Annotated in this window: 10 protein-coding genes; 2 read left to right on the top strand and 8 right to left on the bottom strand. The window is 32.2% G+C overall.

Translation table 11 applies throughout. The annotated features are described in order from the left end of the window. Positions 1 to 33: 33 nt before the first annotated feature. From gpmI to ACYEKI_RS20405, 4 genes are all read right to left on the bottom strand, one after another. Positions 34 to 1563, bottom strand: coding sequence for a 2,3-bisphosphoglycerate-independent phosphoglycerate mutase (gpmI, locus tag ACYEKI_RS20420; RefSeq protein ID WP_459213068.1), 1530 nt, complete (start codon positions 1561 to 1563; stop codon positions 34 to 36). Positions 1564 to 1707: 144 nt separating this feature from the next. Next, the gene (locus ACYEKI_RS20415) at positions 1708 to 2478 is read right to left on the bottom strand and encodes a M48 family metalloprotease (protein WP_459213067.1); all 771 of its coding nucleotides are present in this window, start codon (positions 2476 to 2478) and stop codon (positions 1708 to 1710) included. A 93-nt stretch (positions 2479 to 2571) separates the two neighbouring features. Continuing rightward, entirely contained in the window at positions 2572 to 3090 is a 519-nt protein-coding gene (locus ACYEKI_RS20410) for a CAP domain-containing protein (protein ID WP_459213066.1), read from the bottom strand. 37 nt (positions 3091 to 3127) lie between these two features. Further along, positions 3128 to 3856, bottom strand: coding sequence for a M15 family metallopeptidase (locus tag ACYEKI_RS20405; RefSeq protein WP_459213065.1), 729 nt, complete (start codon positions 3854 to 3856; stop codon positions 3128 to 3130). A 103-nt stretch (positions 3857 to 3959) separates the two neighbouring features. On the opposite strand from ACYEKI_RS20405, the gene ACYEKI_RS20400 reads away from it, so the two are divergent. Next, complete coding sequence (locus ACYEKI_RS20400; protein ID WP_459213064.1) at positions 3960 to 4388, top strand: GNAT family N-acetyltransferase; 429 nt, start codon at positions 3960 to 3962, stop codon at positions 4386 to 4388. A gap of 21 nt (positions 4389 to 4409) precedes the next feature. Here ACYEKI_RS20400 and ACYEKI_RS20395 read toward each other — a convergent pair whose 3' ends face one another. Further along, positions 4410 to 5588 (bottom strand): gliding motility-associated C-terminal domain-containing protein, encoded by a 1179-nt coding sequence (locus tag ACYEKI_RS20395; RefSeq protein ID WP_459213063.1) that lies wholly within the window; start codon positions 5586 to 5588, stop codon positions 4410 to 4412. Positions 5589 to 6059: 471 nt separating this feature from the next. On the opposite strand from ACYEKI_RS20395, the gene ACYEKI_RS20390 reads away from it, so the two are divergent. Beyond that, entirely contained in the window at positions 6060 to 8333 is a 2274-nt protein-coding gene (locus tag ACYEKI_RS20390) for a T9SS type A sorting domain-containing protein (protein ID WP_459213062.1), read from the top strand. Between the two features lie 97 nt (positions 8334 to 8430). On the opposite strand, the gene ACYEKI_RS20385 is transcribed toward ACYEKI_RS20390, so the two are convergent. The 3 genes from ACYEKI_RS20385 to ACYEKI_RS20375 all read right to left on the bottom strand — a co-directional run. Continuing rightward, positions 8431 to 9519: a hypothetical protein gene (locus ACYEKI_RS20385; RefSeq protein ID WP_459213061.1), complete on the bottom strand. Its 1089-nt coding sequence runs from the start codon at positions 9517 to 9519 to the stop codon at positions 8431 to 8433. Positions 9520 to 9534: 15 nt separating this feature from the next. Then, entirely contained in the window at positions 9535 to 10242 is a 708-nt protein-coding gene (locus tag ACYEKI_RS20380) for a hypothetical protein (RefSeq protein WP_459213060.1), read from the bottom strand. A 3-nt stretch (positions 10243 to 10245) separates the two neighbouring features. Continuing rightward, positions 10246 to 11835: hypothetical protein (locus ACYEKI_RS20375; RefSeq protein ID WP_459213059.1), on the bottom strand; the 1590-nt coding region annotated here is incomplete at its 5' end.

Genomic DNA, 11835 nt, shown 5'->3' with positions numbered 1-11835 from the left:
TGATTACAGGATATTGTATTTTATAATTAGGAATTAATCTTCGTTATGAATAACTAGAGATTCTCGAGTCATCACTTCAGGTTTTTCTACTCCCATTAAGTCAAGAATAGTAGGAGCAATATCACCTAATATTCCATCTTTTATTAAAATAGGTTCGTTATCAATCAAGATAACAGGAACAGGATTAGTTGTGTGTGCTGTATGTGGTGAACCGTCTGGATTGATCATGGTTTCACAATTACCGTGATCTGCGATTAAGATAGTAGTGTATTGATTATCTAATCCATTAATGACGATATCTTTTACACATTCGTCTACAGCTTCACAAGCTTTGATTGCAGCTTCCATAACACCTGTATGACCTACCATATCACCATTGGCAAAATTTAGGCAAACAAAATCTACTTCACCTTTTTGCAACTCAGGAACCAAAGCATCTCTTAATTCATAAGCACTCATTTCTGGCTGTAAATCATAGGTAGCCACTTTTGGTGAGTTACGTAAGATTCTATATTCACCTTCAAAAGGTTCTTCACGACCACCAGAGAAAAAGAATGTTACATGAGGATATTTTTCAGTCTCGGCAATTCGGATTTGAGTTTTTTCTGCTTTTTCAAGTACTTCACCTAGCGTAGAAGTAATATTATCTTTATCATAAATTACTTCAATTCCGTTAAAATTATCATCATAATTAGTCATAGTTACATAATGTAACGGAAGTTTATGAGTGCCATAATCTGGCATATCATTTTGAGAAAGCATTTCGGTTAACTCTCTACCGCGATCAGTTCTAAAGTTAAAGAAGATAACTACATCATCTTTTTGGATTGTAGTAATAGGGGTATCATTTTGAGTCATTACAATAGGCTCGATAAACTCATCTGTAATACCAGCATCATAACTTTCTTGTATGCTTTGTATCGCATTACTACTTTGTTTTCCTTTACCATTTACAAGTAGGTCATAGGCTAATTGTACTCTCTCCCATCTTTTATCTCTATCCATGGCATAATAACGTCCAATTATTGAAGCTAGTTGACCAGTGGATTTTGACATATGCTCTTGAAGGTTTGCTATATGATCGATACCAGATTTAGGATCTACATCACGACCATCTGTAAATGCATGTACGAAAACATTATTTAATCCATTACTATGAGCCGTATCTAATAATCCTTTGAGGTGATTGATATGAGAGTGCACACCACCATCACTTACTAAACCTAAAAGATGTATGTTTTTATTATTTGCTTTGGCATAAGCAAAAGCATTTTGTAATACTTTTTCGTCTTTAAGCGTATTATTTTCTACCGCGATATTGATTTTTGCAAGATCTTGATATACAATTCTACCTGCACCAAGATTCATATGTCCAACTTCGCTATTACCCATTTGACCTTCAGGAAGTCCAACATGTAGTCCATCTGTACGAAGTGAAGCATTGGGGTATTTTGTATATAATTCGTCGATGAATGGAGTTTTTGCTTGATCTATAGCAGAAACTTTTGGATCAGGAGACATTCCCCATCCGTCAAGAATCATAAGAATAACTTTTTTTTGCATTACGTTATAAACTTTAAAAGTTGGTTAAATTGGGTGTTGCCTTAGTTACTGGCAAGATGCAAAAATACAATATTAGAGGAGAAGAGCACTTAAATAAGAAGAAAAACCAAAAAAACCGATTGAATTTCAATCGGTTTTTTTGAATTATGATACGCCTTGATATTCTTGAATGGCTTCTTTGATTTTTTGAATTCGATTATCGGGATCTGGATGTGAACTTTGAAACTCTGGAACGCGATTTGGGCCTGCAGCAGCTTTTAGAATTTGCATTACTTCAATCATTTGATAAGGGTCATAACCAGCTCTTATCATAAAACGTATTCCCAAGTTATCACTTTCTAGCTCATCGCCACGACCATTTTTTAAGAGAACATTTTGACCTATACTATTAACTAGATTACCAGCATCGGCTCCAACTGAAGCTCCAGTGGCGATGGTTTTCCAGAAATCATGTTCTGCAATACGTTCGGCAGAATGCCTACCTAAAACATGTCCGATTTCATGACCTAATACCCCTGCGACTTGATCTTCATTCTGTAAACGAGAAAAAAGGGCATAAGTGATAAAAATTTGACCACCAGGTAAAGCAAATGCATTTACAGTAGTATTGTCTGCTAATAAATGAAAATCATATTTATATGGTGTTTGTTTAGCTATTGATGCATTAATGAGTTTGTTTCCAACTAGATCAATATAGTTTTGTAGTTTTTGATCAGGGTATAATCCACCGTATTGTTTGGCCATATCAGGTGCACTCTGGATTCCAATAGCTATCTCTTGATCGGCACTCATATTTATATTTTGAACCCTATCGGTATAAGGGTTTAAAGATTTGTTATTGCATTTTTTTATAAAAGCAAAGGCAACTATAGCGATACCTATTAAGATTCTTATTTTAGATCCACCTCTTCTCATATATTGGTTTTTAGTTGAATAACAAATTTAAGAAATAAAAAACGCTTGTATATAATTATATACAAGCGTAAAAATATTTTCTATAGAGAATGTTTATCTATAAAAGAACTGTGTAAAATAATATCTACCATCAGCATCTTTTTCTGCAGCGATTCCAATATGAGTGAAATTACCTTCGATATTTCTTCTATGTCCAGGGCTATTTAACCAATCGTTCATCACTTGCTCTGCAGATCGTTGAAAAGCAGCAACATTTTCTCCTGTAGAAACAGCACCGACTCTTTGGTTTAATTCATCAGATCTAGTACCAAAGTTATCATGACTAATAGTACCTTGCTGAATCATATATTCACAATGATCTACAGAAAGCTCTGAAGCAACTTCGTTAAGCTCTAATGTATTTAAATTAATACTTGTTCTATGTTCATTAACCAATCTATGGATTTCTAGAACGATTTGTTTATAACCATTTTCTCCTACTTGTTCATTATCATCAACTTGTTGTGTATCATCTGTACTACCAGTATTTGTACTGTCATCGTCTTTAGAACAAGCAATAAGATTAGCACTTAAAACAATAAAGAATAGGAATTTAATAATAGGGGGTCTCATAAGTATAATTATTTGGGTGTATAATTAAAATTTAGGGTTATATTAGACTAGGGTTAATGTCTAGTATATTTTCAAAGATATATTTTTTTATGAACTCTTCCGAAAAATATTGACTTCCTAATACGTTATTTTGTTGTAATTCTTGATGGATGTCTATATTTTGATAAGCTTTGAGCATAGGTATTGATAACGGTGCATAGGTATAATGCCAAGGCTCATATTTAAAACCTTTTCGAGTTAATTCTGAAGTATAAACGAGATAAAAGCCATAAGATTGTGCATGTTTATCCATCCATATTTTCTGTTTATAATAAACTCCTTTAGATTCAAAATTTTCTTGAAGTAAGGAGCTTTTTGGGCGTTTTTGATTTCCGTCTATAATATCAAGATCAGTGCCCCAGTGGTGTCTTGATGTACCAGGAATAGTAGAATATTGAATGATTTTTTCTATAGCTTGAATAGGGGATAAGCCTTGCTTTGTAAAGCGTTTATATTTACGTTCCCATATTCTTTTTTGATGAGCATAACTGCGATAACTTGAAACTACCTGAAGATTAATACCTTCTTTTGCTGCAGCTTTTTTCATTTTTAAAAAAGCTTTATGCGCTTCTTTTTGTAAACGATATCCTTTTCCATAGAGTAAAGGTGTACTTTTTCCTAATAAATCATTTTTTGAAAACTCGGGAATATAAGAGGTAAAAGCTCCTAAAAATGGAAGAGAAAGTATGCTTAAGGAAGTTTGTTTTAAAAAATCACGACGCTGCATATATCGAGAATATAATCATTTAATTAGACAAAGATGCTGTTTTATTTTAAGAAAGCTTTAAAAGTGTAGTGTTAAATTATAATTATTTTAGCAGAAAAAGAAAATGGAATTAAGCTTTGAATTAATTGATAAAAAAGATTTAGAGATAATTATTCCCTTTATCCAAGAGTTGATGGGGAATCAATATAGTGATGAGATTTTGATAGAACGTTTTTCTGAAATGTTTGATCAAAACTATGAGTGTAGAGGGATTTTTTATCAAGGAGAAATGATAGGTGTTTTTGGATTATGGTTTATGACTAGACATTATGCAGGACGATCATGTCAACCAGATCATGTTTTTATTAAAGAAGAGTTTCGTAGTATGGGAATAGGTAAACAACTGTTTTCTTGGATTTATGCTTATGCAAAAAAGAGAGGATGTGAAGCATCTGAATTAGATAGTTATGTTTCAAACCATCCGTCACATAAATTTTATTTAAACGAAGGATATAATATTTTAGGATATCATTTTGTAAAGAAGGGTTTGTAAAATGATATCCTAAGAGATTCATTATCTTGATAAATATAAATATCCTGAATGATTTCTCTGACCATCGATTTTAAGAATGTAGAAATAAGTTCCTACAGGTAATTCTTCTCCTTTAGCTATTGTAGCTCTACCTTCAGAAATTCCGTTCCATGTGTTATTGTATCCTCTTGTATGGTATACTTCAACTCCCCATCTATTGTAGATAAATAATTCATTGTTTGGGTGTTGGTCAATATCTTCTATAGTAAAGAAATCATTGAATCCATCACCATTTGCAGATACACCATTATAGATTTGAAAATCACCTTCAAGTATTTCTGTAGTAGCACCAATAGTTAAAGCCGTATATCTATTTGGAATAAAACTTTCTGATTTAACAGAACCAGAGTCCATATCTCCAGAGATTTCTGTCATTCCTAAGTTTACCCATTGCTCTAACTCACTATCCCAACCTACAACTCTAAGATTATTGATGTTATCATTTCCTTCAACTAAGAAAGGAATATTACTATTATCATCCCATGTTAAAGTTACTTCAGTTTCAGTATCTCCATCAAGATCCCAAAATTCGAATAAACTAACTCTAAATAAGTTTTCATCAATGTTTGAAGTATCAAAAACTTCTGGGAAAGTATTAGGGAAGTTTGGGTTTTCAAAAAAGTATGCAGCTCTAGTAGTATTTACAGAAGCTAAACTTTCAACACTTAGAGGTCTTAATCTAAAATCATCACCGATAGGGAATGTAAAATCTAAAGAACCTGTATGAGACGCATAACCATCAACATGTCTATCGTTATCTTCTCCTAAATATGGGGCGTCATCAATGAAATGTAAACTTACAATTTCATCTCTTGTTTGTGTATTTAAATCTCTTGGAGTTATTGCTTTACCATTTATAAACTCATGAAAGTTTGTGATTCCTACTGCTACTTGCAAAAATATATTTTGAGCAACATCAACTTCCATATCATGAAAAATAGGTTTGTTATTTCCTGATATAGCAATACTTTCATTACTGTAGAATCCTACTTTTCCTAAGTTTTGATCAAAAGTTCCATCGTTAATCACATCAGAATGGAATCCAACTGTAGCACCATCATGAATTTGTACATTTCCAAAATTATGAAAAGCTAATTCTTGTGCATAAATCGAAAAAGTTGCAGTAAAAACAAAAACTAATATGTGAGAAAAAAACTTCATAATTCTATTTTGTTTATTCTTGTGGTTTTCAAGTAATTAATATGAGGCAAATTTAACTAATAATATGAGTTAAGCAACTTTATTTTAAGCGATAATGCTACTCGGTGTCGCTGAAATACGCTTTTTTGTCGATAAACGGTTTAGTAACTTACAAAGAAATTAACTTTTTCTGTCGACGAAATGTGACAAAGGTTAAACCGTAACTATTGTAAGTGAGTGTTTTATGTGTATTACAACGAATTAGCGTATTAATATAGTAGAATATTGCTATATAAAGCTTGAAATTTGCAAGTAGATTTTGTTATTTTTTTGTTAAAAAATGATTGATTGTGATCTTGTTATGATATTAAAAATTGGAAGAGAATTTATTTTTGGAAGCTTTCCTGTTTGAAAATTAGTTATAAAAATATATTTCGACTTGATAATTAGAGGAATAGGGAAGTGTTAAATAAACTTTTAATTACATTTATTATGAATCCAATTTTAGTTAATGTCAACATAAGTGCTAGTGCTTATGTTAAGCAGTATTGCACTAATAGGTTGCTCATGCAATCTCTTATTTTAATATGTATTTTTTTTACCCAATGGGGATACACACAATCTTCAGTTTGTGATGAGTGTATAGGGAAATCAGATGATTATATTTTAGATGATGCAGGAGGGTTTATCATAACATGTGGGATGTTAGATAAAAAAATTAATGAAATTACATGGCCTTCTAGTCATAATGCATATGCAAACGATAATGATGCATTTATTCCTTTTTCAACATGTATAGAACAAAATCAAGATTTTAGTATTAAAGACCAATTAAGAAATGGAATAAGGGTATTAGAATTGGATCCTCATTCAAGTAATGTGTATAGACATGGATATGGAGCAGGTATGGCATCTTGGGATGATGTACATGATGATATGTTAGATGCGTTAAAGAAAAATCCATTTATGATACTAATTATCAAAGCTACAGATGTTAGAGTTGCTAATTTTTGGGAAGATAAAGAAGATGTATATGGAGATTGGTTACACGAATTTGCAGGTAGTGATGGACATCGTATCGGAGATTATAATTACAATTGGCCTAAATATAAAAAGTTCGATTATAATAAACGAGATAATTGGCCAACTTTGAGACAAATGATAGAATCTAACAATCGTGTTTATATCATGGGACCTGGAATTTCTAATTATACCTTGATGTCTGAAACAGAATCTAGAAGTACATTTGAAACTAAAAACCTTAAAGATGGTAGGGATGTTAGAAAACCATGGAAAAGAGCTTTTTTTGCCAAAGATGATGGTTGTCCAGCTATAGATGAAGGAGAAACAAGATATTCAAATTCTGGTTATAGAGTGTATCAGGCAGCAAAGAGCATGGAATCTAGAATGAAATTTGAATATCAAAAATTGTCTACATCCAATAAAAGAGGAGTTTTTCCTGTAGTAAATGCATTAGATGTTGATTATTATCAAAAACCTGGTCTTATTGTTAATAACAGCTCTTTATCTCGCCAATTAAACATAGTTAATGTAGCTAATCGATTAAATTATGAAAGAAATGGATGGGATTTTACTAAAGTAGGAAGACATTATTGGTCTAAACGTCCAGTTAATTTACCTAATAAATTATTGACGGCAGAGTATAAAACTAATAGTAAAACTACTTATAAAAAATTATTAGATGATGATGTATCGACTTGGACTAGCGAATCAGAATCTAAATGGAAGTTTAAAGAACCAACTGTAGTAAGAGGTTTTGCAGTTGCAGGTTATGGTTCTCATACTGTAATAGGAGATAATGATGTATATGGGTCTAATGATGGCAGAAATTGGAACCGATTGACATATTCTAGAGAAACTAAATATTATAATGATTATCGAACTACATGGTGGGTATATTCAATAGAAAATCAAGATGCCTATAAATACATAAGATTTAATTTTGATAGTAGTGATGATTATAGTGAATTAGCTGTATTTGAAGAAAATCCTAGAACATTTATTAATACTAAAAATCTTAAAAATGTAGCTTTATTAGGAAATGCATCTCAATCTTCTACTCATAGTGGAGTAAAAGCAATTGCAGATAGAGCAAATGATGGTGATACATATGCTTCTAGCAATGGTAGATCTTTTAGTGAAACTGATCCAGAAAATAAAGCTTGGTGGATGATAGATTTAAAGTCTATTAAACAAATTAGTCATGTGAGTATATATAAGCAAGAGAGCAAATTAAGAAATGGAAACTATAAAGTAGTAGTATCTGAGCAACCATTATCTAATGATTATAATCAAGTAATAGATGATACTAATAATATTGTGATAGATGGATATATTGATTCATGGGGAAGAAATATTTTAGAAGTTCCTGTAAATGCTAGAGGGAGATATGTACGTATTTATAGAACTGATCATGGAAGATTAAATCTAGGAGAAGTAAAAGTATGGTCAAGAGAAAACATAGAAAGTAAAAAAAATATAGCAATTCAAGATAAAGAATCTGTTGTTCAAAGTAAAGTTACTTTTTATCCTAATCCAGTAACGGATTACTTAAGAATAGAAAGTGTTGTTCCAATTAAAGAAATAAACATAATAACAAAAAGAGGAAGAATAATAGCTCAAGCAAAAGAACAGTATCAAAAAGTTATTGATATGAATGTTTCTGATTTAAAAAGTGGGTTATATATGTTGAAGGTAACATTAGAAAATGAAGAAGTATATTTTGAAAAAATAGTTAAGAATTAAAATGAAGTTTCTGTAGAAACTATAAAAAATATCTAATTAACTTTCATTTTTTATGGAAAGTTAATTAGATATTTAATTTTATCTTATATAGTAAGCTTTAGAAACGGAAGAGTTGATGCCATTCTGTACCATCACTTTGTAGCCATAAAGTTCTATTATTATTTATAGTAGTCCTATTATCATTATTTTGATTTCTATAAGTTGAAACAGTTCTATTTCCACCAGAAATATTTTTAATAATATACATTCGACCAGTACATGAACTTGCTGAAGGAAGAGTAATATTTCTGTTTGAAGCTAGTATAATAGTATGATGATCTTCAGTTAAAGTAAAAGAACCACTTCCAGTAAGTCTTAAAATGGATTTAGAAACAGATCCTTCAATTTGAAGTGTAGAATTAGCTATATTAAACGCAGCTTGGCTATCATCATAATCACTATCAATAGGAACTTGATTAGTATTGATATTGATACCAAATCTTGTTTTGGCACCAGCAGTATTGTTACTCCCTTGAACCCTAAAAAACTCTTGATGAAATTGTCCATTTCTAAAATCATATCGCTTAAAAATAATAGGCTCTGCACCATCATCACCAATGATAAATTCTAATCTACCATCATTAGAAGGACCACCAGAACCTATTTCAAATAAATCTGTTCCTCCAGTACTTCCTTTTAATCTAAAACTACCATTAGGAGTAGTAAAAAACATAGGTTTATAAAAACTAGCTCCAGCAGCTGCAAATTGTAGTGCAGCAACATTTCCGTCTCCGTTGAGGTGAATTAATGGTTGATCATTATCGGTATAATCTGGAAAACTTTGAACAAGACCTAAGGTCTGTCTTCTTCCAAATTCTAATAAGGGAAGGTTATTTGAACGAATTTGCATTCTGACATCGTCTATTGTCCCTAAAAAATCAGCTGTCGTTGTACCTGAGTTACCATTAATTAACCAATTATTATTACTGGAAGAAACCCAAGTTGTTCCATTAAAAATAAATAACCCTTTTTGTTGTACGTTATAAACCATAGAACCTTCATTGGCTCCGATTATACCAAACATCTCGGTATTGTTAATCACTTGAGGTATACCCATTACTGAATTTGCATCAATTTGTGCAAAAAGCCGTAGAGGGTTTAAATAAAATAAAACACATATGACCATTAAAATAATTCCCCTTTTCATAAAGCTATTTTTTTGTTATCGATAAGCAGTATATAAAACAATTAACCCTTCGTTATTAATATCAGTTGGATTTACATTTAATCCAGTATTAGAAACAGTTCCATTAGTATAGACTACATTTAACGTAAATCCATTAGTGTTAAAGGATGTTAAGGATGCTGTGATTCTTCCTAATGAATTTCCGTTTTGATCTCCATATCTAATACCTATAGCATTGGTATTTGAAGCATATCGAGAAATATCATTTATGGAATTACCATGGGCTCCTATAAAAATCACTTGTTGCGTAATAGTACCTGAATCATTTCGAGCAAAACCTGTCATTGATCCAAACGAATTTCTAATACCTCTATCATTATTACCAGTTCCATTATCATTATCTAAGTTAAACGATTCTACATTTGCTGCAGCCGAAAATGTAATGGAAGAAGGTTGAAAAGGAAGGTCAGAAATTGTTAATGATCCAGCACTTGAAATTTGAAAGGCGCCTACATATACATTTCCTCTATTTGTAGAAAGTTGTAACCATCCAGTATCTGTATATTGATATAATCTATTTTGATTTGTATCATAAACAAAACTACCCTCATGTGGGGTAGTTATGCTGTTACGTTCACTAGTAGTAACATTAGGAATTCTCATAATAGTATTATTATCTATTTGTGAATACACAAAAGAAATCTTGAATAACAATAGTATTACTAGTGAATTATATAATTTCATAGTTTAAAAGTCTAAAACAGTAAACATAAATTCTAAATCTATATCATCTTTAGGATTTGTACCATTATCACTATCACCAATATTAATTCTAAAACCAGTTGTAGTTTGATTATAATATGTGATACCTGGATCATCATAATCAGCACCTGAGTTACCAGGGCAGTCTCCACCACAATCGATAGTAGCTAATTGGATGATATAATTAGCATCTGGCATAGGAGAATTAAATGTTATCTGATAATCACCTTCATTAATTCTACTTACAGTTGCATTTAAGATTTTAAGTGCAGTACCATTACCAGCAACTTTCCCCATTGCTTTTACAGGACTCATAAAGAAAGCTCCTCCGTCTGATCCAGAAGTAATACTATTATTAGTGTCAGCACTAACTACTTGTGCAGTACTAGCAGTTCCGGCTTCGTTTGTATAAGTGATTTCTCCAGTTGCACTCGCATCATTTTGAGTTAATGTTGTTACAGATTCTTCAATAGTACTAGTTGTTCCACCAGCATCATGAGTTGCTATAGTTCTTCCTGATAAACCTCCTGTAGGAGCTGTTGTAGTTACAGTAGATACATCATCAGTGTTCTCAAGAGCAGAAAGATCAACGGTAAGCGGAGCCACGCCATCATCTTCAACAGAGATCGAAAGTTCGTTAGTAGCATTATCAAATTGGAATTGATCCACCGTTTGATCATCAGTATTATCAAGGAAAGCAGAAAGGTCTACCGTCACAGGGTTTCCATCTTCGATAGCAATAGTCAATACATTAGCAGCATCGATAGAAGCAGAAGTAAGATTTTGATCATCAGTATTATCAAGGAAAGCCGAAAGATCAACAGTCACAGGATTTCCATCTTCGATAGCGATAGTTAAAACATTAGCAGCATCGATAGTAGCCGAGGTTAAATTTTGATCATCAGTACCAGCATTATCAAGCGCAGAAAGATCAACAGTAAGCGGAGCTACGCCATCATCTTCAACGGAGATCGAAAGTTCGTTAGTAGTATTATCAAACTGGAATTGATCTACAGTTTGATCATCAGTATTATCAAGGAAAGCCGAAAGATCGACAGTCACAGGGTTTCCATCTTCGATAGCAATAGTCAATACATTAGCAGCATCGATAGAAGCAGAAGTAAGATTTTGATCATCAGTATTATCAAGGAAAGCCGAAAGATCAACAGTCACAGGATTTCCATCTTCGATAGCGATAGTTAAAACATTAGCAGCATCGATAGTGGCAGCCGTTAAATTTTGATCATCAGTACCCGCATTATTAAGCGCAGAAAGATCAACGGTAAGCGGAGCTACGCCATCATCTTCAACGGAGATAGAAAGTTCGTTAGTAGTATTATCAAATTGGAATTGATCTACAGTTTGATCATCAGTATTATCAAGGAAAGCCGAAAGATCGACAGTCACAGGGTTTCCATCTTCGATAGCAATAGTCAATACATTAGCAGCATCGATAGAAGCAGAAGTAAGATTTTGATCATCAGTATTATCAAGGAAAGCCGAAAGATCAACAGTCACAGGATTTCCATCTTCGATAGCGATAGTTAAAACATTAGCAGCATCGATAGTGGCAGC

Origin of the sequence: Aquimarina rhabdastrellae, assembly GCA_947387485.1 — a bacterium.
Taxonomy (GTDB): Bacteria; Bacteroidota; Bacteroidia; order Flavobacteriales; family Flavobacteriaceae; genus Aquimarina.
Note: the sequence above shows the minus strand (reverse complement) of the source record. Positions and strands in the feature narration are given on the sequence as shown.

Coding starts and splice junctions, on each gene's coding strand:
- gpmI (WP_459213068.1), bottom strand. CDS start 1,563: ATGCAAAAAAAAGTTATTCTTATGATTCTTGACGGATGGGGAATGTCT.
- ACYEKI_RS20415 (WP_459213067.1), bottom strand. CDS start 2,478: ATGAGAAGAGGTGGATCTAAAATAAGAATCTTAATAGGTATCGCTATA.
- ACYEKI_RS20410 (WP_459213066.1), bottom strand. CDS start 3,090: ATGAGACCCCCTATTATTAAATTCCTATTCTTTATTGTTTTAAGTGCT.
- ACYEKI_RS20405 (WP_459213065.1), bottom strand. CDS start 3,856: ATGCAGCGTCGTGATTTTTTAAAACAAACTTCCTTAAGCATACTTTCT.
- ACYEKI_RS20400 (WP_459213064.1), top strand. CDS start 3,960: ATGGAATTAAGCTTTGAATTAATTGATAAAAAAGATTTAGAGATAATT.
- ACYEKI_RS20395 (WP_459213063.1), bottom strand. CDS start 5,588: ATGAAGTTTTTTTCTCACATATTAGTTTTTGTTTTTACTGCAACTTTT.
- ACYEKI_RS20390 (WP_459213062.1), top strand. CDS start 6,060: ATGAATCCAATTTTAGTTAATGTCAACATAAGTGCTAGTGCTTATGTT.
- ACYEKI_RS20385 (WP_459213061.1), bottom strand. CDS start 9,519: ATGAAAAGGGGAATTATTTTAATGGTCATATGTGTTTTATTTTATTTA.
- ACYEKI_RS20380 (WP_459213060.1), bottom strand. CDS start 10,242: ATGAAATTATATAATTCACTAGTAATACTATTGTTATTCAAGATTTCT.